The following is a 23,859-nucleotide window of genomic DNA, read 5'->3' on the forward strand; positions in this document are numbered from 1 at the left end:
AAAAACTCCGGGTCGAGGCGGCTTTTACCACGAGGCCTTGCCTCTGACCAATGCGACACGATTGTGCCAGTCGATAACGCGCTGCTTACGGCTTCGGCGGCCACGCCAGCTCGGGGCCGGTTTTGAAGAACGACACATTGTTGGTGAAGATGCTCTCCGGGGCGAGCCGGATCAGGCGCCCGTCCGGATGGTCGATGTCGGCCACATTGTCGATGAACCAGCGGTTCCAGGTCGCCTCCGGGCCGAGATATTTGTGCAGCAGCCGTTTGAAGCGGTTCGGCGCCATCGCTTCGATGGTGGCGACGCCGCGCAGGCCGAGATGCAGCAGGATGCCGGCCTCATTGTCGAAATGGACGATCTCCACGGCGCAGCGGGTCACGTTCGAGGTGTTTGACAGCACTTGCCCCGGTCGAGCCGAGCAGCCAGATCGCAGCGTCCTCCCAGATGAACCACATCGGCGCGTTGCGCGGCGCGCCGTCAGGCGTCACGGTCGCCAGATTGGCCATCAGCGGGCGGCTGAGAACATCATCCGGGTCGAACTTTTTCGGCATCTCCCAGCCATGGCTCGGCGCTGCGGTTTCAAGCGTCATGCGTTTGTCCCTGCATCAGAAGAAAGGCTGTTTTGCCCGGCAATTTTGCGCGCATTTCTGTCGGGGGCAAAGCACGGTCGCGTTCCCTTGCGAAAATCCAAACCGCGCCCGCCGGTTGACGCACCCATGCGCCACCTTTAGCACTTCAGTCCCGCAGGCGCGGGGAGGGATTCTCTGACGATGGTTTTTGGCGGCGGCGACGAGATCCGCTTCGAACGGTTGGGCAAGGCGGGCGTCGTCACGCTGACGCGGCCGCAGGCGCTCAATGCGCTGACACATCGCATGATCAAGGCGCTGGACAAGGCGCTCGACGCTTTTGAGCGCGATACCGGCGTCGATGTCGTCATCGTCAAGGCCGAGGGCAGGGCGTTTTGCGCCGGCGGCGACATCATGCACGTCTACGAGGCCCGCGCCGGAAAGCCGCCGGTCGAGTTCTTCGCCGACGAATACCGGCTCAACGCCCGCATCAACAGTTACAAAAAGCCCTATGTCGCGCTGATCGACGGGATCGTTATGGGCGGCGGCGTCGGCATCTCTTTCCACGGTTCGCAGCGTGTGCTGACCGAGAACGCCCAGTTCGCCATGCCCGAAGTCGGCATCGGTTTCTTCCCCGATGTCGGCGGCAGCCATCTTCTGCCCGACCTTGGCGGCAGCTTCGGCATGTATCTGGCGCTGACCGGCAACCGCATTCGCTATGGCGATGCGCTGTGGTCTGGCCTGGCCACCCACACCATCAAGGCCGCCGACCAGGCTGCCTTTCTCGATCGGCTCTGCGCCAATGGCGATCCGGAATCGGTGCTGCGCGGCTTTTTCGTGCCGGCCAGGCGGGAGACCGGCCAGCCGGTGCTGGAAGCCATTGCCCGGCATTTTTCCCAACCCTCGCTCGCCGAAATCCTCGAGAGCCTGGAGCGGGCGGCAGGCGCCGACGAGTTTGCCGCCAAGACGCTGGCCACCATCCGCACCCGCTCGCCGACCAGCCTCAATGTCGCGTGGCGCCAGATCAGCGCCGGGCTGACGCTGTCGATGGAAGCCTGCATGAAGATGGAGTTCCGCATCCTCAACCGCATGCTGGCCGGGCACGACTTCTATGAAGGCATCCGCGCCGTCCTCGTCGACAAGGGTTCGACGCCGCAGTGGCGGCCGGCAAGCCTGGCCGAGGTCGACGCTGCTTCGGTGGACGCCTATTTCGCGCCGCTCGAACGGGAGCTCGAACTGTGAGCGAGGTCACGTCGCGGCGCATCGTGCTGCAGCCCTCGGGTGTCGAGATCATCTTCGCCTGGTTCCAGCGCGTCATAGCGGGCTATTGCCTGCTGTTCGGCATCCTGTACTGGATCCGGCTGATCGGCTTTTATCCCGGCCCGCTGTGGCGCTTCGACCTGATGCCGGTGCACTGGCAGGTCGTGGCGGTGATGCTGGCCGTGTTCTTCCCCTTCGCCGCCGCCGGCCTCTGGATGCTGGCGTCGTGGGGCCCGGTGATCTGGTTCATCTGCGCGGTGACCGAGACCATCATGTATGCCGGCTTCCCCGATCTGTACGGCCACCGGCCGCTGATCGTCTTCTCGCATGCCGCGGTGGCGCTGCTCTACATCGCCTTCCGCGCCGTTATCTGGATGCGCAAGCGCCCCGCGCGCGCCTGAAACGCCGCCCCGCAGCCATTGGGTAAATCTTTAGGTTAATTATCCTTGCTCGGGTGACCGTTCGTTAAGCGTCTTGCGAAACCTATTACCGGTAAGCTCTTGTTAGCCCTAGCGTTTAAGTCGAATTTTATGAGTATTCGATAGTGTCGCAATCAAGGTGAAAAACAAAAAATCACCAGGGCGACAAACGAGAGGCAAAGACAATGATCAATTCGCGTCCGGCGGCGAAGACCGCCAACGTATCCGACGATCGCCGCGAGGCTATCCGTTCGCTTTACATGGAATCGCTGCAGCTGGTGGAGCGTCTGCATCGCCGTCTGCTTGACGTGATCAAGGACGAGTTCGACCGCAACGGCCGTTCCGACATCAATGCCATCCAGGCGCTGCTTCTGTTCAATATCGGCAATTCCGAACTGACCGCCGGCGAGCTGCGCTCGCGTGGCTACTATCTCGGCTCGAACGTCTCCTACAATCTGAAGAAGCTGGTCGATCTCGGCTTCATCAACCACCAGCGCTCGCGCATCGACCGCCGTTCGGTCCGCGTTTCGCTGACGCCGAAGGGCAATGAAGTGGCGGAAGTCGTCGCCGGTCTCTATGAGCGCCATGTCGGCTCGATCGAACAGGTCGGCGGCATCAACAGCGAAGAGTTCAAGCAGATGAACCGCGCGCTGCAGCGCCTCGACCGCTTCTGGAACGACACGATTGCCTACAGGATGTAATCAGCGGGCCATTGAATAGCAGCTGCGCCGGAAGAAGCGCGGCCGGAGGAAAGTCTCAGCCAACAGGCCGGTGCCGAAAAGCACCGGCCTTTTCTTTTCGAGCCGCCGGCGCTTCCAAATTCGTCGTAAGCCACGTTGCCGCCATATTCGCGGTGGAAGCGGGGATGCGGGTGATGCGGCGGCGAAAGCTGTTCGCGCGCCTGTAATGTCGCATCGCGGTCCGCTTTTGACGGCCAGGTGACGCAGGTCATGGTTGGCTAATTGTTAACAGTGCCAACTTTAGAGTGCGGGCGATATCGCCCAACATCGAGCACGTAGCCGAACGCTGCAACAGCCAAACGCTACAAGCCAAACACGACAAGAATGTCTGGAACGTCCATGAGAACCAGCCGCCGCTTTTTTCTTTCCGGAGCTTCCGCGCTCGCCGTGGCCATGGTTGCCAATGCCGCCAGCGCGCAGGATGTCATCGATGATATCCTGAAATCGTCGAACCGCGGCAATTGGGACGACCAGTTCGATGCCCGCGCCTCGGAAGGCGGCAAGGTCGCCTCGACGCTGCCGATCTTCAGCCTGCAGACGGTCGCCTTCACCGAACAGGCTGTGGCGCAGTATCAGAACATCGTCGCCCAGGGCGGCTGGGGCGAGGTGCCGGCGACAAAGAAGCTGCAGCTTGGCGTCGACGATCCGGACGTGGTGCCGCTGCGCAAGCGGCTGATGGTTTCGGGCGACCTGGCGCAGAGCGCCGGCATTTCGACGTCGTTCGATTCCTATGTCGACGCCGCGGTCAAGCGCTTCCAGGCGCGCCATGGCCTGCCGGCCGACGGCGCCATGGGCAAATACACCTATGCCGCGATGAACGTTTCGGCGCAGATCCGCCTCGGTCAGCTGCAGACCAATCTGGAGCGCCTGCGCGAAAAGGCCGGCACGCTGGGCAGCCGTTATGTGCTGGTCGATATCCCGGCGGCACAGATCGAGGCGGTCGAGAACGATCGCGTCGTGCTGCGCCACACCGCAATCGTCGGCAAGATCGACCGCCAGACCCCGGTGGTCAATTCCAAGATCAACGAGATCATCGTCAATCCCTACTGGAACGCGCCGGTCTCGATCGTGCGCAAGGACATCATTCCGCTGATGCGGAAGAACCCCGACTATCTCAAGGACAGCCATATCCGCCTGTTTGCGCCGGATGGCAGCGAAGTCGATCCGATGACTGTCGATTGGTCGACGGATGATGCCGCAAAATACCGCTTCCGCCAGGATCCGGGTTCCGGCAACGCCATGGCCTCGGTGAAGATCAACTTCCCCAGCCCCGACGGCGTCTACATGCACGATACGCCGCAGCAAAGCCTGTTCGGCAAGATGATGCGCTTCGATTCCTCGGGCTGCGTGCGTGTCCAGAACGTGCGCGACCTCGTCACATGGGTCCTGCGCGACACACCCGGCTGGGACCGCCAGCATTTCGAGGCGACCATCAAGACCGGGGAGAACACGCCGGTGCAGGTCGTCAACCCGGTTCCGGTCCACTTCCTCTATGTGTCGGCCTGGTCGACGGGTCCGGGCGTCGTGCAGTTCCGCGACGACGTCTACGCGCTCGATGGCGCCAGCGAACTGCAGATCACCTCTTCGCTCTAAGCGGCTGATCTCCTTCAGGAAAGGCCACCGCAAGGTGGCCTTTTCCGTTCGACATCCCAACAGAAGAAGACTGGTGGCCGCCAGCCATGCAGGCCATGAACACTGCCGGACGTTGCGCCGCAGGCCCATCTGGACGGACTAACGGCAATTGCGCATGGTCCTCAAAACAGCCGGAATCGCGCCATGCAGGTCGCAATCTTCATCCTCGCCGTGCTGGTCTTCGTCGCTCTTTCCGGCGCACTGGTGCGGTTGGTTCGGGTGCCGCTGCCGGTGCTGCAGATTGCCATCGGCGCCGCGCTCGCCTGGCCGGTGAAAGGCATCCATGTCGAGATCGACCCCGAACTCTTCCTGCTGGTGTTCATCCCGCCGCTTTTGTTCGGCGATGCCTATGGAGCGCCCAAACGCGAGCTGATCGCGCTGCGCGGACCGATCCTCGATCTGGCCATCGGGCTGGTCTTCTTTACCATTGTCGGCTTCGGTTATGCCTTGCACTGGTTGGTGCCGAGCATCCCGCTGGTCGTCGCCTTCGCGCTCGCTGCCGTGCTGTCCCCGACCGACGCCGTGGCGGTGTCCTCGATCGTCGACAGAAGCCTGGTGCCGGCGCGGCTGATGCATATTCTGGAAGGCGAGGCGCTGCTCAACGACGCCTCGGGCCTGGTCATGTTCCGCTTCGCCGTCGCCGCCGCCGTGACCGGCAGCTTTTCCTTCGCCGATGCATCGCTGAGCTTCTTTTATGCCGTCGCCATCGGCATCCTGGCCGGCATCGCCGCGTTGTTCATCGCCGCCAGGCTCCTGCAGCTTCTGAATCGCATCGGCGGCGTTCCGGCCGAGGCGCAGGTTCTGGTCATGGTCCTGCTGCCCTTCATTGCCTATCTCGTCGCCGAACATCTGCATGCCTCAGGCATTCTGGCGGCGGTCACCGCCGGGCTTTTGACCGGCGGCTCCGGCGTCTTCCGCTTCCTCGGCGTCTCGGCGCGCATGCAGACGATCTCGCTGTGGACAACCTTGTCCTTCGTCTACAATGGCGCGCTGTTCATCGTGCTCGGCATGCAGCTTCCCGAAATCATTCGCCGCGTGCCGCCCGAACTGACTGGCCATTACCCGATCATCCAGCCGGTCGCGACGGTGATTGCGCTGACGGTGTGCCTGATCGCGCTGCGCTTCCTCTGGATCTGGGTCGGCGACATCGCGGCAGGCCTCAAGGCAAAATGGGGAAAGCGCAAGGCCGAGCCGTTCGGGATGCGTGTGCGGCTTGCCGGCTCGGTGGCGGGCGTGCGCGGCGCGATCACGCTGGCCGGCATCCTGTCGCTCCCGCTCGCCATGCCGGACGGCTCGCCTTTTCCCGCGCGCGACCTGGTGATCTTCCTCGCCGCCGGCGTCATCATCTGTTCGCTCGCCATCGCCAGCGTGGCGCTGCCGAAGATAGCGCGCGGGCTGGTCGAGCCGGGCGAGGATGGCAGCGCCATCGAGGAGCGTCTCGCCCGCATCGGCGCCGCCAAGGCGGCCATCGCCCGCGTCGAAAGCATGGCGGGCGCCAGCGACGACGACCAGGGCGAGGTGCCCGGCGCCAGGCTTGCCGCCGCCGAAAACATCGTCGCCGGCTACCGGCGCCGGATCGCCACTTCGGACGAGGCCGACGACGCCCGGGCAGAGGCCCGCGAAGCCGGGCGGCTGGAGCTCGAAATGCGGCTTGCCGGCATCGAGGCCGAGCGCATCGCCGTGCGCGACATGTTAAGCAGCGGCGCGATCAACGACCATACGGCGCGGGCGCTGTTTACCGAGATCACGCTCACCGAAGCCTTGCTGCAGGGGCGGCAGGAGCGAAAATAGCGGTTCAGGGCCGCTCTGGCGCAATCCGGCCAGCAAATTTCGCGCTGCAAACGTGGCGAGGCGAAAACAACTGTGTTAATGGCGCGGCAATGCATGTCGCCCGGAACCGTGCAGCGGTTTCGGGGCAGCGATATGCATAGATAGATGCCCCGAACCGAAGGATTTCAGGCCATGGCAACTGCAGCGGCAGCGTCGAACAAGTTCGAATCCTTCTTCGAAACCACGCTGGAAGATGCCGATCCGGAGATCTTCGGCTCGATCCGCAACGAGCTTGGCCGCCAGCGTCACGAGATCGAGCTGATCGCCTCGGAAAACATCGTTTCGCGCGCCGTGCTCGAGGCGCAGGGCTCGATCATGACCAACAAATACGCCGAGGGTTATCCGGGCAAGCGCTATTATGGCGGCTGCCAGTTCGTCGACGTCGCCGAGGAACTCGCTATCGAGCGCGCCAAAAAGCTGTTCGGCTGCAACTTCGCCAATGTCCAGCCGAATTCCGGCAGCCAGATGAACCAGGCGGTCTTCCTGGCGCTGCTGCAGCCCGGCGACACCTTCATGGGCCTCGACCTGAATTCCGGCGGCCACCTGACGCACGGTTCGCCCGTCAATATGAGCGGCAAATGGTTCAAAGTCGTTTCCTACGGCGTGCGCAAGGACGACCATCTGCTCGACATGGACGCGATCGAAAAGACCGCACATGAGACCAAGCCAAAGCTGATCCTGGCCGGCGGCACCGCCTATTCGCGCATCTGGGACTGGAAGCGCTTTCGCGAGATCGCCGATGCGGTCGGCGCCTATCTGATGGTCGACATGGCCCATATCGCCGGCCTGGTTGCCGGCGGCGTGCATCCGTCACCGCTGCCGCACGCCCATGTCGTGACCACGACCACGCACAAATCGCTGCGCGGCCCGCGCGGCGGCATGATCCTGTGCAATGACGAGGACATCGCCAAGAAGATGAACTCGGCGGTTTTCCCCGGCCTGCAGGGCGGCCCGCTGATGCATGTCATCGCCGCCAAGGCGGTCGCCTTCGGCGAGGCGCTGAAGCCGAGCTTCAAGCTCTATGCCGAGAGTGTCGCCGCCAACGCGAAGGCGCTGGCGTCGAGCCTCAAGGAAACCGGCCTCGACATCGTCTCCGGCGGCACCGACAACCATCTGATGCTGGTCGATCTCAGGCCCAAGAACGCCACCGGCAAGCGCGCCGAGGCAGCGCTCGGCCGCGCCAACATCACCTGCAACAAGAACGGCATCCCGTTCGATCCGGAAAAGCCTTTCGTCACCTCGGGCGTGCGTCTGGGCACGCCGGCCGGCACCACGCGCGGCTTCGGCCAGGCCGAGTTCCGCGAGATCGGCAAGTTGATCGCCGAGGTGCTGGACGGGCTGAAGGTCGCCAATTCCGACGAAGGCAATGCGGCTGTGGAAGCAGCCGTGAAGGCCAAGGTCGTGGCGCTGACCGATCGTTTCCCGCTCTATCCCTATCTCGGTTGACCGCCAGCGGCGCATCGTCTTTTATCCCGCGCTCTGCGCCGCTTGCTGTTCGGGCGGCGCGGCCTGTTGGAGATCTGACGATGCGCGTGTTCCGTCCTGCCGTTCTGGCCTTCATCGGCTCGCTTGCCGCTGTCGCCGTGTCGGGCGCGATCGCCCAGGAGCAGCCGCAGCCGGGCACGGATATCCCCGCCACAAACACCTTTGGCAGGTGGACCACCATCATCGATGCGCTCGACACCGGCCAGGATTCCCACAAGACCTGCGCTGCCTCCACGGCCTTTGTCGATGGCGGCGGCAATGCCGGCACGCTGACGCTTTCGATCTCGACTGGCGACGCCCTGCCGCCCGATGCCTATCCGGCGATCATGTTCACCGTCGCCAACAAGGAGCTGCCGACCGGCAAGAAGATCGCCGCGACCTTCGGTGACCCCGGCGTCAAGGTTTCCGCGACCGTCTATTCCAATGATGCCGGCCGCCCGAGCTGGACCGTCGACAACCAGGCCAAGACCAGTCTCGCTTTGTTGCGGGCCATGCGCCAGGTCATCTCGCTCGACGTGACGTTCGGCAAGCAAGCCGTCGCCAGCATCCCTATGGACGGCTTCACCAAGGCCTACCGCAACCTCGGAACGTCCTGCGGCTTCCCGACCAAGGACGTCGCGCCCTGACATATCTGGCGCGGCTGGCAATTTTCCTCCCGCCTCGCTATCTCTGAGGGCGCGAGCGGCCGTTGCCGAACCTTTGCCGTCCCGGCAAAAACCTCTAAGCCTATCGTTCCGCCAGAATCGCCAACCTGAAGGCTCTCCATGCGCTGTCCCTATTGCCAGTCCGAAGATACGCAGGTGAAGGATTCGCGCCCCGCCGAGGATGGCGCGGCGATCCGCCGGCGGCGCGTCTGTCCCGATTGCGGTGGCCGTTTCACCACTTTCGAGCGCGTCCAGTTGCGCGACCTCGTGGTGGTGAAGAAGTCCGGCAGAAAGGTGCCGTTCGACCGCGACAAGCTCTTGCGTTCGGTGGAGATCGCGGTGCGCAAGCGCAATGTCGATCCCGAGCGCATCGACCGCGCCGTCACCGGCATCGTGCGCCAGCTCGAAAGCTCCGGCGAGACTGAAATCGCCTCGGGCGAGGTCGGCCGGCTCGTCATGGAAGCGCTGAAGTCGCTCGACGACGTCGCCTATGTCCGCTTCGCCTCGGTCTATCGCAATTTCCGTGAGGCCAAGGACTTCCATGACGTGCTGGGTGAGCTCAAAGGTGACGAACTCAAAGGCGACGAGCTGAAGAGCGAAGAGGACGCCGGCTGAGCATGGCAAGCCAAACGTCAGGGAAGGCCGATCAGCAGGCCCTCGATCGCCGCTTCATGGCCGCGGCGCTGAGGCTCTCGCGCAGAAATGCCGGCCGCACCTCGACCAACCCTTCCGTCGGCACCATAATCGTTCGCGACGATGGCGCCGGCCCGATGATCGTCGGCACAGGGGTCACCGCTGTTGGCGGCCGGCCGCATGCCGAGACCGAGGCGCTGACTGAAGCCAGCGAGTTGGCGCGCGGCGCCACCGCCTATGTCACGCTGGAGCCCTGCGCCCACCATGGCCGCACCCCGCCTTGCGCCAACGCGCTGGTCAATGCCGGAGTGGCGCGGGTCGTCGGCGCCGCCAGCGATCCCGATCCGCGCGTCTCCGGCAAAGGCTATGCCATCCTGCGCGCCGCCGGCATCGAAGTGGTCGAAAAGGTGCTGGTCGAGGAAGCCGCCGAGCAGATGGCCGGCTATTTGATTCGATCCATGAAAAAGCGTCCGGAAGTGACTCTGAAGCTTGCGCTTTCCAGCGACGGCAAGATCGGCAGGCATGGCGCCGGCCAGGTTGCGATCACCGGCGATGTCGCCCGCCGCGAAGTCTATCTGATGCGCGCCGAAGCCGATGGCATACTGGTCGGCATCGGCACGGCGCTGGAGGATGATCCCGCGCTCACCGTGCGGCTGCCGGGGCTGGAGAACCGCTCGCCGGCGCGCATCGTGCTCGACCGCCAGATCAGGCTGCCCGAAGCCTCGAAGCTGGTCTCCGGCATCGACCGGGTGCCGCTCTATATCGCCGCGAGCCTGGAGGCCGACCCGCTGCGGCGGTCGGTGCTGGAGCGTGCCGGTGTGCGCTTCATCGGCACCGAAACCCATGAAGGCGGCATTGCCTTGCCGGAGCTGCTCGAGGATCTCGGCGCGCTCGGCATGGCCAGCGTTCTGGTCGAAGGCGGCGCCAAGGTGGCCAGCGCCTTCCTCGCCGAGGGATTGGTCGACCGCATCGTGCTGTTCCAGGGACCGGAAGCGATCGGCGAGGGCGGCATTGCATCGCCCATCGACGCCAACCATATCCCGGCAGGCTTCCGCAAATTGCGCGAGATGCGCTTCGGGGAAGACAGCTATGCCGAATGGGTGAGAGATATCTGAAATGTTCACTGGAATTGTCACCGATATCGGCACTGTCGCGGCCATCAAGCCGCTGAGCGAAGGCGTCGGCCTGCGCATCGACACTGCCTATGATCCCGCGACCATCGCTATTGGCGCCTCGATTTCCTGCGGCGGCGTCTGCCTGACGGTGACGGCGCTGCCAGATGGCGGCTCGAATGCCCGCTGGTTCGAGGTCGAAGCCTGGGAAGAGGCACTGAGGCTGACCACGGCGTCGGGCTGGAAATCAGGCACCAAGGTCAATCTCGAGCGGGCACTGAAGATCGGCGACGAACTCGGCGGCCACATCGTGTCGGGCCATGTCGATGGCATGGCCGAAATCGTCGAGCGCAAGGACGAGGGCGATGCCGTGCGCTTCACGCTGGAGGCGCCGCGCGAACTGGCGAAATTCATCGCGCCCAAGGGTTCCGTCGCACTCGACGGCACCTCGCTCACGGTCAACAAGGTCGAAGGCGCCCGTTTCGACGTGCTGTTGATCCACCATTCGCTGACCGTGACGACCTGGGGCGAGCGCAAGGTGGGCGACAAGGTCAACCTCGAGATCGACACCATGGCCCGCTACGCCGCGCGACTGGTCGAGGCAGTGAAAGAGGGGCTTTGAGCCCCCCTGGGAAATTAGACCGGGCCTGAGCGTCGGACAAAGCTTGCGAATGTGACCGCTTCAGCCTAAGTCACCGGTACCCCCGGAGACATTCATGGCAGGCACATCCCAACACGGCAAAGCGTTCATTCGCCCGAAGAAGAAGGCCCACCTTCTGATTATCGAGGCGCGCTTTCATGACGATCTTGCCGACGCGCTGCTCGACGGCGCGACGAGCGCGCTCGACGAAGCCGGCGCGACCTATGACGTCATCACCGTTCCCGGTTCGCTGGAAATTCCAGCAGTGATCACTTTTGCGCTCGACGGCATGGGCGAGGGCGGCAAGGACTATGATGGTTTTGTCGCGCTCGGCACCATCATCCGCGGCGACACTTATCATTTCGACATCGTCGCCAATGAATCGAGTCGCGCGCTGATGGATCTCTCGGTCCAGGAAGCGATTGCGATCGGCAACGGCATCCTGACCACCGAGAACGACGCGCAGGCCTGGACGCGCGCCAAGCGCTCGGAGGGCGACAAGGGCGGCTTTGCCGCGCGCGCGGCGCTGACCATGATCGCGCTCAAGGAGAAGCTGGGAGCGCAATCGTGAGCGAACCCGCTTCGCCCGGCCAGCCCGCGACACGCCATGCCAATAAGCGTGGCGCCGCCCGTCTGGCCGCCGTGCAGGCGCTTTACCAGATGGACGTGGCCGGCAGCGGCGTCTTCGAGATCACCGCCGAATACGAGGCGTTCCGGCTCGGCAAGGAAGTCGACGGCGCGCTTTATCGGGAGGCCGACGCGCAGTGGTTCCGCGCCATCCTGGCCGGCGTCGTCGAGAACCAGACGACCATCGATCCGATCATACGCCAGGCGCTGACGGAAGACTGGCCGCTGTCCAGACTCGATTCGACGTTGCGCGCCATCCTGCGCGCTGGCGTCTACGAACTGATGAAGCGCGACGACGTGCCGGTGGCCGTCATCGTTTCGGAATATGTCGACATCGCCAAGGCCTTCTACGAGGAAGACGAGCCGAAGCTGACCAACGCCGTGCTCGACCGTGTGTCGCGCCGGGTGCGGGGCGAGGGGCGCGGCAAGGACGCATTGTGACCGGCACCGTCGCCGGCGCAGCACGGGACGCGCGCCGCACGGCGATCATCCTGGCGACGTCGCAGGCGATTATCGGTTCGGCCGCGCCGATTGCCATTTCCATGGGCGGGCTGGCCGGGCAATATCTGCTTGGCCCCGATAAGTCGCTGGCAACGGCGCCAATCACCGGCTTCAACATCGGCGTGGCGCTCGGCGCGTTGCCGGCCGCGGCCATCATCCGTTGGCTCGGCCAGCGCGGCGGTTTCATGACCGGCACCATCGTCACCGCGCTTGGCGGCGTCATCTCCACGTTGGCTCTGTTCCACGCCAGCTTCTGGCTGTTCGCTTTCGCGCTGCTGGTGATCGGCGTCGGCGGCGCCTTCGTCCAGCAGTTCCGCTTCGCCGCCGCCGATAATGCTCCGCCCGAATTCAAGGCGCGCGCCATTTCCTTCGTGCTGGCCGGCGGCGTCATCACCGCGATTCTCGGGCCGCAGATCGTCATCTTCACCCGCGAATTGCTGGCGCCGGTGATGTTTGCCGGCTCGTTCGTGGCCATTCCGGTTCTGGCGGCGGCCGGCGCCATCATCCTGTCATTCCTGCGCATCCCGGCCAAGGCTCCCGGCCACGCGGAAGTCGCGTCAAGCGACGCCCGGCCGCTGTCCGAGATCGTCACCCGGCCGCGTTTCGTCGCGGCACTGTTTTGCGCCGTCGGCAGCTATGCGCTGATGAGTTTCGTCATGACCGGCGCGCCGCTGGCCATGGTCGGCTGCGGCCTGTCGACGGACGACGCCACGCTCGGCATTTCCTGGCATGTGATGGCGATGTTTGCGCCGAGCTTCTTCACCGGATCGCTGATCCATCGCTTCGGCGCCGAACGCATCGTCGCAACCGGCCTGGTCCTGCTCATCGGCTGCGCCGCGGTGGCATTGTCCGGCCTGCATTTGTGGCAGTTCTGGACGGCGCTGATCCTGCTTGGCCTCGGCTGGAATTTCGCCTTCATCGGCGCCACCTCCATGGTCGCCGACAGCTACCATCCGTCCGAAAAGAGCAAGGTGCAGGGCTTCCACGACTTCGTCCTGTTCGGCTCCGTCGCCTTCGCCTCGCTAATGTCGGGCGCCATCTACAATGCCTGGGGCTGGGAGATGCTGAACTGGCTGGTTTTCCCGGTCGTCGCCCTGTGTTTCGTCGCCCTTGGCGCGCTCAAACTGACCGGATCGCGCAAAGCCCGCGCCTGATCGGGTTCTATCTTTGGCTTGGCACGACCTGTCAGCATGGCGCCGACCGAATCGCGGCGACCGCACAAAATTATTGCGTCTGTACCCATTGTTATGAAACCGTGTGCCCCGACGGGGCGTTGAAGCCATGCTCATATGCGGCCACCGCATTTCGGTCCAAAGCAAGGGGTTTTCACAATGTTTTCAGTCAAGATTCTGGCCGGCGCGGCGTTGGCGCTCGGCATCACGGCCGCCTCCGCCAATGCCCAGGTGGTCGTCTCCTCGAAGATCGACACCGAGGGCGGCGTGCTCGGCAACATCATCCAGCTTGTGCTCAACGCCAACAACATCAAGACCACCGACCGCATCCAGCTCGGCGGCACGCCGGTGGTACGCAAGGCGATCACCGCCGGCGAGATCGACATCTATCCCGAGTACACCGGCAATGCCGCTTTCTTCTTCGAGAAGGCCGACGATCCGGTCTGGAAGGATGCCGCCAAGGCCTATGAGACCGCCAAGAAGCTCGACTATGACGCCAACAAGATCGTCTGGCTGTCGCCGTCACCGGCCAACAACACCTGGGCGATCGCGCTGCGCAAGGAGGTTGCCGAGACCAACAAGCTGGCGACCCTGACCGACTTCGGCAAATACGTCGCCGGCGGCGGCACGGTGGTTTTGGCGGCGTCGGCTGAGTTCGTCAATTCGGCGGCAGCCCTGCCGGCGTTCCAGACCACTTACGGCTTCACGCTGAAGCCGGAGCAGTTGATCACGCTTTCGGGCGGCGACACCGCCGCGACAATCGGTGCTGCCGCCAACCAGACCAACGGCGCCAACGCCGCCATGGTCTACGGCACCGACGGCGGCATCGCGCCGTCCGGCCTGGTCGTGCTCGCCGACGACAAGGGCGTGCAGCCGGTCTACCAGCCGGCGCCGATCATCCGCGAAGCGGTGCTGAAAGAGCATCCGGAGATCGAGACGCTGTTGAAGCCGGTGTTCGCCAAGCTCGACCTCGTCACGCTGCAGGAACTCAACGGCCGCGTCCAGGTCGGCGGCGAGCCGGTCAAGGGTGTCGCCGAGGACTTTTTGAAGAAGAACGGGTTCTTGAAGTAGTCAGTCGCGCCTTCGAAAAGTGACGTTGGTGCGAGGCACCCCCCTCTGTCCTGCCGGACATCTCCCCCTCAAGTGGGGAGATTGGCGGTTGCTGCGTTCCGCTTCGTTTTCCAGCGTTGGAGATTGGCGAAAGCCATTGGAACATCTGATCTCCCCCCTTGAGGGGGAGATGGCCGGCAGGCCAGAGGGGGGTGCCTCGCGCAGAGCTTTTCATCCTGCATCCCGCTCAGAGCACACCGCTTCGCACGAGTGCGCCTCATGAACCTGCGTTTCGACAAGCTCGGCGTGGTCATCGCGGCGATCGTTGCCTATGCGGCCTTCTTCGCCTCGTTCGCCACTTTCCGCGCCAACCGCATCGTGCCGGGCGAGGCGCGTTCGATCCTGGAGGCGCTGCCGGCGACGATCGGACCGCTGCTGTTGGCGATCGTCGTCGTGGCCGCAATTGTTGCCTTGCTGAAAACCCCGCTTGTCCTGCGCTTGGCCGCAAGCGTAGTCGCACTCGCCGCCCTTGCCATCCTGATCGGTGTCGCAGGCACCTTCCTGACCCCTGCCGGCAACACCTTCGCCCGCATCTCGCCGGCCTCCGGCTTCTGGCTGCTGATCTTCGCCTTCACACTGCTGCTGGCCGATGTGCTGACCCGGCTGAACCTGTCGCCACTGGCCCGCGTCGGCGTGCTCGTCGTCGCGGCACTCGCCATCGGCTTGTTGCTGATATCGGGGCAGTGGGACAGCCTGTCGATCCTCAAGGAATATGCCAACCGCGCCGATAGTTTCTGGGCCGAAGGCTCCAAGCACATCACGCTGGCGCTGGGGTCGCTGGCGGCGGCGGTGATCGTCGGCCTGCCGCTCGGCATTCTTTGCCACCGCGTCGAACGGTTGCGGGCCGGCGTGCTCAACGTGCTCAACATCGTCCAGACTATTCCCTCGATCGCACTGTTCGGCCTGCTGATCGCGCCGCTCGGCTGGGTCGCCGCGCACGTGCCTGGTGCGGCGGCATTCGGCATCAGAGGCATCGGCACCGCACCGGCCTTCGTCGCACTGTTCCTCTATTCGCTGCTGCCGGTGGTAGCCAATACCGTGGTCGGCCTTGCCGGCGTGCCACGCGCGGCCAACGATGCCGCGCGCGGCATGGGCATGACCGATCGCCAGCGCCTGTTTGGCGTCGAGTTTCCGCTGGCCTTTCCGGTGATCCTGACCGGCATCCGCATCGTCCTGGTGCAGAACATCGGCCTGGCCACCATCGCAGCGCTCATCGGCGGCGGCGGCTTTGGCGTCTTCGTGTTCCAGGGCGTCGGTCAGACGGCGATGGACCTGGTGTTGCTCGGCGCCGTGCCGACGGTGGCGCTGGCCTTCGCCGCAGCCATCATCCTCGACGCAGTGATCGAAATGACCGCCACCAAGCGCAGGGTTGAAACGGCATGATCGAGATCGAAGGCATTACCAAGCGCTATGACGCCACGACCGTGGTCGACGACGTGTCGATGGTGATCGAGCCGCGCACGGTCTGCGTCATTGTCGGCACCTCAGGTTCCGGCAAGACGACATTGCTGCGCATGATCAACCGGCTGGTCGAGCCGACCGCTGGCGTCATCAAGCTCGACGGCGCCGACAACCGCTCGCTGCCCGGCTATCAACTGCGTCGCAGCATCGGCTACGCCATCCAGGGCCACGGCCTGTTCCCGCACCGCACGGTGGCGCAGAACATCGCCACCGTGCCGGTGCTGCTCGGCTGGGACAGCGCCCGTATCAAGTCCCGCGTCGCCGAGCTGATGACCCTCTACCAGCTCGACCCCGAAGCCTATGGCCCGCGCTATCCGCACGAACTATCCGGCGGCCAGCAGCAGCGCGTCGGTGTTGCCCGCGCGCTCGCCGCCGAACCCAACGTGCTGTTGATGGACGAGCCATTCGGCGCGCTCGACCCGATCATCCGCACCAAGGCGCAGGAAGATCTGCTGGCGATCCAGAAGCGCTTCGGCACCACCATCATCCTCGTCACCCACGACATGGAAGAGGCGGTTCATATGGGCGACAAGATTGCCGTCATGGATGCCGGCAAGCTGGTGCAATACGCCAAGCCGGAAGAGATCCTGGCGCGGCCGGCCAGCGCCTTCGTCGAAACCCTGGTCGGCGCCAGTGAAAAGCCGTTCCGGCTCTTGTCGCTCGGCCGCGTGCGCGACGCCGTGGAGAAGGGGACTGCGGAAGGCGATGCGATCCCCGGCGACGCCAGCCAGCGCGACGCGCTGGCTGAGCTTCTGTGGTCGGGCCGCCCGGCGCTGCCGGTCAAGGGCGAAGACGGCAAGCTGCTCGGCCGCGTCACCGTCGACGGGCTGGTGAAGCGCGCGGCGAGGCCGGCATGAAAGGGGCCGGTCTAAAAGCCTGGCTGCCTTCGCTGCTCAGGCTTGCCCTGGTGGTGCTTCTCATAGCCTTCGTCACCAATCCCGGCTGGTTCGAGCCGCTGTTGAAGCCGCTGACCGAAAACAATGCGCCGGCGATCTACAATCAGGGCAGCCTGCTGACGCTGACCCTGCTGCATCTCAGGACCGTGCTGATCGCTACCGCCGCCGCAACCATCGTTGCCGTGGCGCTTGCCATCCTGGTGACCAGGCCGGCGGGCGCCGAATTCCTGCCGCTGTCGCGCAGCTTGGTGAACATCGGCCAGACCTTTCCGCCGGTGGCGGTGCTGGCGCTGGCGGTGCCCGCCGTGGGTTTCGGCGAGAAGCCGACGCTGATTGCGCTGTTTCTCTACGGCCTGCTGCCGATCTTCGAGAACGCGCTGACCGGTCTGACGACGCTGCCCGGCAACATCATGGAGGCCGCGCGCGGTGCCGGCATGACGGGCTGGCAAAGACTGGTCAAGGTCGAATTGCCGCTGAGCGCGCCGATCATTCTGGGAGGAATAAGGCTGTCGGTGGTGATCAGCCTGGCCACGGCGACGATCGGCTCGACGGTTGCCGCCAAGACGCTGGGCGAGGTGATCATCGCCGGCCTGCTGTCCAACAATCTCGCCTTCGTCCTGCAAGGCGGCCTGATCGTCGCGGCGCTGGCGGTGCTGATCTATGACGGACTGTCCGCCATCGAGCGCTATACGGCGCGCAAGATGGGGCAGGAGACTGGCGACTGACCTTCGCTGGACTGCGGGCAAAGCATTGACTGACGCGGCGTCATTTCAATCGATCTAATAGCAGGGCATCGGCAATGGGAATGTTGTGGCCTAAACCTTTTGGCTGAAAGCGGGGCAAAAACCGAACAATATCTTGACGTTCCGAGCCCTGTTTCGCATACACCGCTGCGAAGGACGGATTCCGCCTAGGCTTATCCGCTCCCCGCACCAACGGCCCAGGGAGGGGTTCTTTTGGGCCATCAATCGAGGAAAATTCGGCAATGACCATCATTTCTGCCGTCATCGCCTGCGGCTTGCTTTCAATCCTTTACGCCATCTGGGCGACACGATCGGTTCTTGCAGCCGATCAGGGCAATGCACGCATGCAGGAAATCTCCGCCGCCATCCGCGAAGGCGCGCAGGCCTATCTGGCGCGCCAGTACACCACCATCGCCATCGTCGGCGTGGTCGTGCTCGTGCTCGCCTGGTGGCTGCTTTCGATCACCGCCGCGGTCGGCTTCCTGATCGGCGCCGTGCTTTCGGGCGCCGCCGGTTTCATCGGCATGCACGTCTCGGTGCGCGCCAATGTGCGCACCGCGCAGGCGGCGTCCAACAGCCTCGCCGCCGGTCTCGACATCGCCTTCAAGTCGGGCGCCATCACCGGTATGCTGGTGGCTGGCCTGGCGCTGCTCGGCGTGTCGATTTACTACTATATTCTGACCGGCCCGATGGGCCTGCAGCCCAATGACCGCATCGTCATCGATGCGCTGGTTTCGCTCGGCTTCGGCGCTTCGCTGATCTCGATCTTCGCCCGTCTGGGCGGCGGCATCTTCACCAAGGGCGCCGACGTCGGCGGCGATCTCGTGGGCAAGGTCGAAGCCGGTATTCCCGAAGACGATCCGCGCAACCCGGCCACCATCGCCGACAATGTCGGCGATAATGTCGGTGATTGCGCCGGCATGGCCGCCGACCTCTTCGAGACCTATGCGGTGACCGTCGTTGCCACCATGGTGCTGGCTGCCATCTTCTTCGGCGGAACCGCCGCTCTGGGTGCGGCGATGCTCTATCCGCTCGCGATCTGCGGTGCCTGCATCCTGACCTCGATCGTCGGCACCTTCTTCGTCAAGCTCGGTTCCAACGGCTCGATCATGGGCGCCCTCTACAAAGGCCTGATCGTCACCGGCCTGCTGTCGATCGTCGGTCTCGGCGTCGCTACCTCGGCAACTGTCGGCTGGGGCGAGGTCGGCACCGTCGCCGGCATGACAATCATCGGCAAGAACCTGTTCATCTGCGGCCTGATCGGTCTCGTTGTGACCGGTCTTATCGTGGTGATCACCGAATACTATACCGGCACCAACAAGCGCCCGGTGAACTCCATCGCCCAGGCCTCGGTGACCGGTCACGGCACCAACGTCATCCAGGGACTTGCGGTGTCGCTCGAATCGACCGCACTGCCGGCAATCGTCATCGTCGGCGGCATCATCTCGACCTACCAGCTCGCCGGCCTGTTCGGCACGGCGATCGCGGTCACCACCATGCTCGGCCTTGCCGGCATGATCGTCGCCCTCGACGCCTTCGGCCCGGTCACCGACAATGCCGGCGGCATTGCCGAAATGGCCGGCCTGCCCAAGGAAGTGCGCCACTCCACCGACGCGCTCGACGCGGTCGGCAACACCACCAAGGCGGTGACCAAGGGCTATGCCATCGGTTCGGCCGGTCTTGGCGCGCTGGTGCTGTTTGCGGCCTATTCGAACGATTTGAAGTTCTTTGCCGCCAATGGCGACAAATATCCATACTTCCAGGGCATGGGCGATGTCTCCTTCGACCTCTCCAATCCCTATGTTGTCGCCGGCCTGATCTTTGGCGGCCTGATCCCGTACCTGTTCGGCGGCATCGCCATGACGGCGGTCGGCCGCGCGGCGGGCGCCATCGTCGAGGAGGTGCGCAAGCAGTTCCGCGAGGACCCGGGCATCATGGCCGGCACCTCCAAGCCGAACTATGCCCGCGCCGTCGACCTTCTGACCAAGGCGGCGATCCGCGAAATGATCATCCCCTCGCTGCTGCCGGTGCTGGCGCCGCTCGTCGTCTATTTCGGCGTGCAGCTGATCTCGGGCTCCAAGGCGTCCGCCTTTGCGGCACTCGGCGCCTCGTTGCTCGGCGTCATCGTCAACGGCCTGTTCGTCGCCATCTCGATGACTTCGGGCGGCGGCGCCTGGGACAATGCCAAGAAGTCGTTCGAGGACGGTTTTGTCGACAAGGACGGCGTCAAGCACCTCAAGGGGTCCGAAGCGCACAAGGCTTCGGTCACCGGCGACACGGTTGGCGATCCCTACAAGGACACCGCCGGCCCGGCGGTCAACCCGGCAATCAAGATCACCAACATCGTGGCGCTTCTGCTGCTGGCCGTGCTCGCGCACGGCTAAGGCAACGCCACTGCTTCAGGAACAAACCCGCGGGAGCGATCCCGCGGGTTTTTGTTTGAGATTTACGCTGGTGGCAGTCAACCCTCATCCGGCTCGGTCCCCACATCGCCGCGCTTGCTGTAGCGATCCAGCAATTCGCTCACGCCAGGTTCGCGCTCAGGCATCGGCGCCAGGCCACGCAGGCGCCGCAGCTTGGCAAGGAAGGCGCCTCGCTTATACTTGCGGCGGAAGGCGCGGGCGCGGGGATGGATGCCAAGAGCCGCCATCAGCCTGCGCCTGAGATAACTCGATGCCGCCAGGCGAATGGGTTCGCCCGCGCAGCCAAGGATTTTCACGCGCAAGGCGTCCGGCGTCTGCATGGCATCCAGAAGATCCTTCTGTTCCTGCGCATTGTCGCCGAGATAGGAACCCTTGCGTATGCCGGAATGCAACTTGATCACCGTGAGGTGCGGCATCGTCGCGATCACCGCGCCCTTTCGCCATGCCCGAAACAGCCAGTCCTGCGAGCTTTCGCAAAAGCACTGGCTGGCGGGTCGCCAAGGTCCGAGCAGGCTGAACGAAGCGCGGCGAAACATGTGTGCCGAGCCAAATCCTTCCGTCGTGACGGGGTCGTAAAAACCATCCTTGCCGATCCCGAAGATCGAATTGACAGGATTGCCGGCCGCTGACGGCGGCTGGATGACGGCACCGCGCGCCAGCACCACGTCGGCGCCCGAGGCGTCGATCCAGCCGGTCATCGCCGCCAAATGGTCGGGAAACCACAGATCGTCGTGGTTGAGCAAGGCGACGAAGCGGCCACGCGCCCTGGCAAAGCCGATATTGTTGGGACCGGACTGTTCGCCGAAATTGACAGGAAGATCGATGTAGACGATGCGGGCATCGTCAAATTCAGCGACAACGGCCGCCGTATCCGGCCTGCAACCGTCGCCGATGACCAAGGCTTCCCAGTCTTGCATCGTCTGGCGCATGACGCTGGTCAATGCCTGCCGCAGTGCTGCCGGCCGGTTGTGCGTCGCGATCACGATCGAAACCAGCGGTTCGCCGCCGGCCTGTTCGCGCTGCGCCGATGCTTCCACGCTACACCAGTCTGTAGGGAATGTGGTCGGTGTCTGGCGGCAGGCGCCAATGGTCGGGCTGATCGTAGGCATAGGCCTTGTCGACGAGGTTGAGCAGCACCGCCGTCTCCGCTCCGAGCGAAACAACACCGTGCCATATTCCGGGTGGAATGATGACGACCGCCGGGCGCAACGGGCCGATAATCTTGTGCCAGACGGCGCCGAAGGTCGGCGAGGCCTTGCGTCCGTCAAACAGCGAAATGCGAACGCTGCCGACGCAGCAGAACAGCCGGTCGGTCGTCACCGCATGGGCATGCCAGCCCGTCACCGCGCCGGGATACAAGGTGCGTTGGAAGACCTGGCCGACCGGCTCCGAATCGAGCTCCCACTCCTCGCGAAAGATCTCGGTCAGATAGCCGGTGGAGGTTGCGACCGGCCTGATCTCCTTGACCCTCACGCCATCGATCGCCACCGGCTCGATGGGTATCCAGTCAGGCGTGACCACCTGGCCGTCAGCCGTTCCGGTCGCCATCCAGTCTGTCGGTTTTGTCCGGGTTTTTTCCGGCACGGATGCTCCTCCCAATTCAGCGTGATGCGCCATTGGCCAGCACGGTCTGATACGAATTTGACCGGTCGCTGGCAAGTACGCGTCAAGGTTTGCTGATGGGTTTCGATCTCACGGCACTTGATGTTTTGATGCAATCGGAGGGCCGCATTGCCCAAACATCGTTCCGTTCTGCCCAAGCCCGGACCGTTCGCCTGCTTTAATACCCCGGCCATGGCCAGGACATTGCGATCGACGCGGTGTCTGCTCGCCCTCGCGGCGATTTCGGGCAGGGAAAGGCATTTCGGCAGGAAAAGACATGGACATGTTTTTGATGACGGCTTGGCTTGCGCTGGCTGGAATTATTGCCGGCATCTACGTCTCGGGCGTAATCCATGATTTTCGCATCGATGATCTTACCGCCGGCCAGTACATGGCCATGCATCAGATGCGCGACCGGACGTTTACCCGGGTGATGCCGGTCGTCAGGCTGACGACGCTGGTGCTGATCGCGGCGACGGCGATGTTTGCGGTCGATGCCGGCCTGCCGCGCATCCTGACGATCGTCGCCGCGGCGCTGGTGGTGATCGACATTGGCTTCACCGTCAGCCGTCAGGTGCCGCTCAACAAACAGGTGCAGAGCTGGACGCCGGTGACCATCCCCGATGATTGGGCGCAGACGCGCGACAGCTGGGCGGCCAACCACAATCTGCGCCTTGTGCTTGGACTGGCCGAATACGCCTGCCTGTTTGCCGCGGTCATCCTGACGCTCAGCCGGTGATTCAGTTTTCGCGGAACGCCGCGGCATGGGTCGGCACTTCTGCCGGCCGCCGCCGTTGAAAACAGGAGTATTGCCATGCTGCACCACGCTTCATTCAACGCCCGCGATCCGCAGGCCGTCGCCAGCGTCCTTGCCGAAATGCTTGTCGCCACCGCGGTTCGTGCGCCGTCGCCGCCATTTCCTGAGGGAGCATGGTTCGTCTGCCTCGGCGACGATTTCGGCTCGCTGATCGAAATCCTGCCGTGCGGCACGGTTCTGGACCAGCAAGCGCCGCTCGGCATCGGCTTCGACCCGAACATGCGCCTGCGCTCCGGCTCGCATGTGCTGCTCAGCACGCCCAATTCGACCGAAACCATCCAGGGCATTGCCGCCCGCATGGGCTGGCATAGCGAGCTGATCGATGCGCGCCTGTTCAAGGTGCTCAAGGTCTGGGTCGAGGACGAAACCCTCGTCGAATTCCTGACGCCCGAGATCGCACCGCTGTACCGCGCGACATTCGGCTGGGGCGGCATGGCGACACTCGACGCCAAGCTGCGCGAGCTGGAGAGCCAGATGGCGGCAGCGCTTGCCGCCAAGGCCGCGAACCAGTCGGGCCGCAAGGATGACCAACCGGCCGGTGCAATGAGTCCGTGAGCACCGGGGGGCGCCTTCTGCTGACCTCCCGAGGAGAGTTCCCAAACGGCCGCCGAGGTCAACCGGCGCCGGCGCTGTCGCCGGCTTCCGCCTTCAGCCAGTTGATGAATGATCTGGCAGGCTCCCAGGCGGAGATGGACGGGTGGACGACGACGTAGTGGTTCCAGTTCGTCGGTATGTCCGTTGTCAGGAGGCGGACGAGCCTGCCTGTGCGCAAATCGCTCTCGACCAGCGACTTCCTCGCGATGGCGACGCCCAGACCGCTCGCCGCCGCTTCGACCGCCAGCAAGGTGCCGTTCAGATTCATGCCGTCGCCAACCGTATCCAGCGGCAGATTGTTTCTCTCGAACCAGTGGCGCCAATTGGCGCCGCTCTCGTCATTTTCGGCCGTCGTGTCGAGGATGCGAAACAGTCGCAGCACATCGTGCTGGTCTCTGACCGGGCCGTTGGCGGCGAGATAGTCGGGACTGACGACAGGAAAGATCGCATCTGCCATCAGCCATTCGGTCTTGACGGCCGGATAGTGTCCGCCGCCGAAGCGCAATGCGATGTCGACTGTTCGCTGCGAAAGGTCGACGACTGCAAGATCCGCATTGATGTCGATCTCTGTTTCGGGATGCTTTTTGCGAAACCTGTGCAGGCGCGGGGCCAGCCAGCGTACGGCATGCGAAGGAATGGCGGTGACCCTCAGCCTCGTGCGCTCGTTGCGCGCGACACTCGCGATCGTGCTCTGGATTTCCAGCAATGCGCGTCGCACGCCTGCGGACAATCTTTCGCCTTCAAGCGTGAGTTCGACGCGGCGGACATGGCGGGTGAACAGAAGCACGCCGAGATCGGCTTCGAGATCGGCGATGCGGTGGCTGAGCGCGCTTGGCGTAACATTCAGCTCATCGCCGGCGCGCTTGAAGCTGCCCAGCCGGGCAATGACCTCGAAAGCCCGAATGGATTCCAGTTGTGGAAGCCGTCTTGTCATTTGCCGTTACCCTATCCT

27 protein-coding genes are annotated in these 23,859 nt (G+C 64.1%); 20 read left to right on the forward strand and 7 right to left on the reverse strand.

Annotated features, from left to right (window positions below):
* Positions 1-85: 85 nt before the first annotated feature.
* Entirely contained in the window at positions 86-364 is a 279-nt protein-coding gene (locus tag NLY36_RS29780; protein WP_245260288.1) for a hypothetical protein, read from the reverse strand.
* Complete coding sequence (locus NLY36_RS29785) at positions 339-590, reverse strand: pyridoxamine 5'-phosphate oxidase family protein (protein WP_245260289.1); 252 nt, start codon at positions 588-590, stop codon at positions 339-341. The genes NLY36_RS29780 and NLY36_RS29785 overlap by 26 nt, the downstream gene beginning before the upstream one ends.
* Before the next feature lie 180 nt (positions 591-770).
* Here NLY36_RS29785 and NLY36_RS29790 point away from each other — a divergent pair, with 180 nt between their 5' ends.
* The 3 genes from NLY36_RS29790 to ldtR all read left to right on the forward strand — a co-directional run bounded on the left by NLY36_RS29790 (position 771) and on the right by ldtR (position 2,946).
* A complete protein-coding gene (locus NLY36_RS29790; protein WP_023697452.1) occupies positions 771-1,808 on the forward strand; it encodes an enoyl-CoA hydratase/isomerase family protein in 1,038 nt (345 codons plus the stop codon).
* Positions 1,805-2,227, forward strand: a complete 423-nt coding sequence (locus NLY36_RS29795) for a DUF6163 family protein (RefSeq protein WP_023736468.1) — start codon at positions 1,805-1,807, stop codon at positions 2,225-2,227. The genes NLY36_RS29790 and NLY36_RS29795 overlap by 4 nt, the downstream gene beginning before the upstream one ends.
* A gap of 203 nt (positions 2,228-2,430) precedes the next feature.
* Positions 2,431-2,946, forward strand: coding sequence for a transcriptional regulator LdtR (gene ldtR, locus NLY36_RS29800; RefSeq protein WP_023672997.1), 516 nt, complete (start codon positions 2,431-2,433; stop codon positions 2,944-2,946).
* Here ldtR and NLY36_RS29805 read toward each other — a convergent pair.
* The gene (locus tag NLY36_RS29805) at positions 2,934-3,197 is read right to left on the reverse strand and encodes a hypothetical protein (protein WP_023736469.1); all 264 of its coding nucleotides are present in this window, start codon (positions 3,195-3,197) and stop codon (positions 2,934-2,936) included. The genes ldtR and NLY36_RS29805 overlap by 13 nt on opposite strands.
* A gap of 127 nt (positions 3,198-3,324) precedes the next feature.
* On the opposite strand from NLY36_RS29805, the gene NLY36_RS29810 reads away from it, so the two are divergent.
* From NLY36_RS29810 to NLY36_RS29875, 14 genes are all read left to right on the forward strand, one after another.
* Positions 3,325-4,578 (forward strand): L,D-transpeptidase family protein, encoded by a 1,254-nt coding sequence (locus NLY36_RS29810; protein ID WP_023736470.1) that lies wholly within the window; start codon positions 3,325-3,327, stop codon positions 4,576-4,578.
* A gap of 183 nt (positions 4,579-4,761) precedes the next feature.
* Positions 4,762-6,408, forward strand: coding sequence for a Na+/H+ antiporter (locus NLY36_RS29815; RefSeq protein WP_023736471.1), 1,647 nt, complete (start codon positions 4,762-4,764; stop codon positions 6,406-6,408).
* Between the two features lie 171 nt (positions 6,409-6,579).
* Entirely contained in the window at positions 6,580-7,893 is a 1,314-nt protein-coding gene (glyA, locus tag NLY36_RS29820; RefSeq protein ID WP_023669349.1) for a serine hydroxymethyltransferase, read from the forward strand.
* 80 nt (positions 7,894-7,973) lie between these two features.
* Positions 7,974-8,558 carry an invasion associated locus B family protein gene (locus tag NLY36_RS29825; RefSeq protein ID WP_023669350.1) on the forward strand — a complete coding sequence of 195 codons (585 nt, stop codon included), beginning with the start codon at positions 7,974-7,976 and terminating at the stop codon, positions 8,556-8,558.
* Between the two features lie 138 nt (positions 8,559-8,696).
* A complete protein-coding gene (gene nrdR / locus NLY36_RS29830; RefSeq protein ID WP_023669351.1) occupies positions 8,697-9,191 on the forward strand; it encodes a transcriptional regulator NrdR in 495 nt (164 codons plus the stop codon).
* 2 nt (positions 9,192-9,193) lie between these two features.
* A complete protein-coding gene (gene ribD, locus NLY36_RS29835; protein WP_023736472.1) occupies positions 9,194-10,324 on the forward strand; it encodes a bifunctional diaminohydroxyphosphoribosylaminopyrimidine deaminase/5-amino-6-(5-phosphoribosylamino)uracil reductase RibD in 1,131 nt (376 codons plus the stop codon).
* Between the two features lies 1 nt (position 10,325).
* A complete protein-coding gene (locus tag NLY36_RS29840) occupies positions 10,326-10,943 on the forward strand; it encodes a riboflavin synthase (protein ID WP_023669353.1) in 618 nt (205 codons plus the stop codon).
* A gap of 94 nt (positions 10,944-11,037) precedes the next feature.
* Entirely contained in the window at positions 11,038-11,532 is a 495-nt protein-coding gene (ribH, locus tag NLY36_RS29845) for a 6,7-dimethyl-8-ribityllumazine synthase (protein WP_023669354.1), read from the forward strand.
* The gene (gene nusB, locus NLY36_RS29850) at positions 11,529-12,029 is read left to right on the forward strand and encodes a transcription antitermination factor NusB (protein WP_023669355.1); all 501 of its coding nucleotides are present in this window, start codon (positions 11,529-11,531) and stop codon (positions 12,027-12,029) included. Before ribH ends, nusB begins: the two co-directional genes overlap by 4 nt.
* The gene (locus NLY36_RS29855) at positions 12,026-13,243 is read left to right on the forward strand and encodes an MFS transporter (protein WP_023689506.1); all 1,218 of its coding nucleotides are present in this window, start codon (positions 12,026-12,028) and stop codon (positions 13,241-13,243) included. Before nusB ends, NLY36_RS29855 begins: the two co-directional genes overlap by 4 nt.
* A gap of 177 nt (positions 13,244-13,420) precedes the next feature.
* Entirely contained in the window at positions 13,421-14,332 is a 912-nt protein-coding gene (gene osmF / locus NLY36_RS29860; RefSeq protein WP_023689505.1) for a glycine betaine ABC transporter substrate-binding protein OsmF, read from the forward strand.
* Positions 14,333-14,590: 258 nt separating this feature from the next.
* On the forward strand, positions 14,591-15,754 hold the full coding sequence (locus NLY36_RS29865) for an ABC transporter permease (RefSeq protein WP_023736473.1): 1,164 nt from the start codon (positions 14,591-14,593) through the stop codon (positions 15,752-15,754).
* Positions 15,751-16,689, forward strand: coding sequence for an ABC transporter ATP-binding protein (locus NLY36_RS29870; protein ID WP_023736474.1), 939 nt, complete (start codon positions 15,751-15,753; stop codon positions 16,687-16,689). Before NLY36_RS29865 ends, NLY36_RS29870 begins: the two co-directional genes overlap by 4 nt.
* Positions 16,686-17,453 carry an ABC transporter permease gene (locus tag NLY36_RS29875; RefSeq protein WP_023736475.1) on the forward strand — a complete coding sequence of 256 codons (768 nt, stop codon included), beginning with the start codon at positions 16,686-16,688 and terminating at the stop codon, positions 17,451-17,453. Before NLY36_RS29870 ends, NLY36_RS29875 begins: the two co-directional genes overlap by 4 nt.
* 40 nt (positions 17,454-17,493) lie before the next feature.
* Here NLY36_RS29875 and NLY36_RS29880 read toward each other — a convergent pair whose 3' ends face one another.
* Positions 17,494-17,724, reverse strand: coding sequence for a hypothetical protein (locus NLY36_RS29880; RefSeq protein WP_156933240.1), 231 nt, complete (start codon positions 17,722-17,724; stop codon positions 17,494-17,496).
* On the opposite strand from NLY36_RS29880, the gene NLY36_RS29885 reads away from it, so the two are divergent.
* A complete protein-coding gene (locus NLY36_RS29885; protein WP_023689501.1) occupies positions 17,714-19,855 on the forward strand; it encodes a sodium-translocating pyrophosphatase in 2,142 nt (713 codons plus the stop codon). The genes NLY36_RS29880 and NLY36_RS29885 overlap by 11 nt on opposite strands.
* 77 nt (positions 19,856-19,932) lie before the next feature.
* Here NLY36_RS29885 and NLY36_RS29890 read toward each other — a convergent pair whose 3' ends face one another.
* Both NLY36_RS29890 and NLY36_RS29895 read right to left on the reverse strand, forming a co-directional pair.
* Positions 19,933-20,931: a glycosyltransferase family 2 protein gene (locus tag NLY36_RS29890; protein ID WP_023727522.1), complete on the reverse strand. Its 999-nt coding sequence runs from the start codon at positions 20,929-20,931 to the stop codon at positions 19,933-19,935.
* A gap of 1 nt (position 20,932) precedes the next feature.
* Positions 20,933-21,478 carry a dTDP-4-dehydrorhamnose 3,5-epimerase family protein gene (locus tag NLY36_RS29895; protein WP_245260290.1) on the reverse strand — a complete coding sequence of 182 codons (546 nt, stop codon included), beginning with the start codon at positions 21,476-21,478 and terminating at the stop codon, positions 20,933-20,935.
* A 295-nt stretch (positions 21,479-21,773) separates the two neighbouring features.
* Between NLY36_RS29895 and NLY36_RS29900 the strand changes: the two genes are divergently transcribed.
* Positions 21,774-22,235 carry an anthrone oxygenase family protein gene (locus NLY36_RS29900; RefSeq protein ID WP_023736476.1) on the forward strand — a complete coding sequence of 154 codons (462 nt, stop codon included), beginning with the start codon at positions 21,774-21,776 and terminating at the stop codon, positions 22,233-22,235.
* 75 nt (positions 22,236-22,310) lie between these two features.
* Positions 22,311-22,868: a hypothetical protein gene (locus tag NLY36_RS29905; protein ID WP_023705063.1), complete on the forward strand. Its 558-nt coding sequence runs from the start codon at positions 22,311-22,313 to the stop codon at positions 22,866-22,868.
* A gap of 58 nt (positions 22,869-22,926) precedes the next feature.
* Here NLY36_RS29905 and NLY36_RS29910 read toward each other — a convergent pair whose 3' ends face one another.
* Positions 22,927-23,841, reverse strand: coding sequence for a LysR substrate-binding domain-containing protein (locus NLY36_RS29910; RefSeq protein ID WP_023727524.1), 915 nt, complete (start codon positions 23,839-23,841; stop codon positions 22,927-22,929).
* Positions 23,842-23,859: the final 18 nt, after the last annotated feature.

The organism is Mesorhizobium sp. C399B (assembly GCF_030323185.1).
Taxonomy (GTDB): domain Bacteria; phylum Pseudomonadota; class Alphaproteobacteria; order Rhizobiales; family Rhizobiaceae; genus Mesorhizobium.

Coding starts and splice junctions, on each gene's coding strand:
- NLY36_RS29785 (WP_245260289.1), bottom strand. CDS start 590: ATGACGCTTGAAACCGCAGCGCCGAGCCATGGCTGGGAGATGCCGAAA.
- NLY36_RS29790 (WP_023697452.1), top strand. CDS start 771: ATGGTTTTTGGCGGCGGCGACGAGATCCGCTTCGAACGGTTGGGCAAG.
- ldtR (WP_023672997.1), top strand. CDS start 2,431: ATGATCAATTCGCGTCCGGCGGCGAAGACCGCCAACGTATCCGACGAT.
- NLY36_RS29805 (WP_023736469.1), bottom strand. CDS start 3,197: ATGACCTGCGTCACCTGGCCGTCAAAAGCGGACCGCGATGCGACATTA.
- NLY36_RS29810 (WP_023736470.1), top strand. CDS start 3,325: ATGAGAACCAGCCGCCGCTTTTTTCTTTCCGGAGCTTCCGCGCTCGCC.
- NLY36_RS29815 (WP_023736471.1), top strand. CDS start 4,762: ATGCAGGTCGCAATCTTCATCCTCGCCGTGCTGGTCTTCGTCGCTCTT.
- glyA (WP_023669349.1), top strand. CDS start 6,580: ATGGCAACTGCAGCGGCAGCGTCGAACAAGTTCGAATCCTTCTTCGAA.
- NLY36_RS29825 (WP_023669350.1), top strand. CDS start 7,974: ATGCGCGTGTTCCGTCCTGCCGTTCTGGCCTTCATCGGCTCGCTTGCC.
- nrdR (WP_023669351.1), top strand. CDS start 8,697: ATGCGCTGTCCCTATTGCCAGTCCGAAGATACGCAGGTGAAGGATTCG.
- ribD (WP_023736472.1), top strand. CDS start 9,194: ATGGCAAGCCAAACGTCAGGGAAGGCCGATCAGCAGGCCCTCGATCGC.
- NLY36_RS29840 (WP_023669353.1), top strand. CDS start 10,326: ATGTTCACTGGAATTGTCACCGATATCGGCACTGTCGCGGCCATCAAG.
- ribH (WP_023669354.1), top strand. CDS start 11,038: ATGGCAGGCACATCCCAACACGGCAAAGCGTTCATTCGCCCGAAGAAG.
- osmF (WP_023689505.1), top strand. CDS start 13,421: ATGTTTTCAGTCAAGATTCTGGCCGGCGCGGCGTTGGCGCTCGGCATC.
- NLY36_RS29865 (WP_023736473.1), top strand. CDS start 14,591: ATGAACCTGCGTTTCGACAAGCTCGGCGTGGTCATCGCGGCGATCGTT.
- NLY36_RS29870 (WP_023736474.1), top strand. CDS start 15,751: ATGATCGAGATCGAAGGCATTACCAAGCGCTATGACGCCACGACCGTG.
- NLY36_RS29875 (WP_023736475.1), top strand. CDS start 16,686: ATGAAAGGGGCCGGTCTAAAAGCCTGGCTGCCTTCGCTGCTCAGGCTT.
- NLY36_RS29885 (WP_023689501.1), top strand. CDS start 17,714: ATGACCATCATTTCTGCCGTCATCGCCTGCGGCTTGCTTTCAATCCTT.
- NLY36_RS29880 (WP_156933240.1), bottom strand. CDS start 17,724: ATGATGGTCATTGCCGAATTTTCCTCGATTGATGGCCCAAAAGAACCC.
- NLY36_RS29900 (WP_023736476.1), top strand. CDS start 21,774: ATGGACATGTTTTTGATGACGGCTTGGCTTGCGCTGGCTGGAATTATT.
- NLY36_RS29905 (WP_023705063.1), top strand. CDS start 22,311: ATGCTGCACCACGCTTCATTCAACGCCCGCGATCCGCAGGCCGTCGCC.
- NLY36_RS29910 (WP_023727524.1), bottom strand. CDS start 23,841: ATGACAAGACGGCTTCCACAACTGGAATCCATTCGGGCTTTCGAGGTC.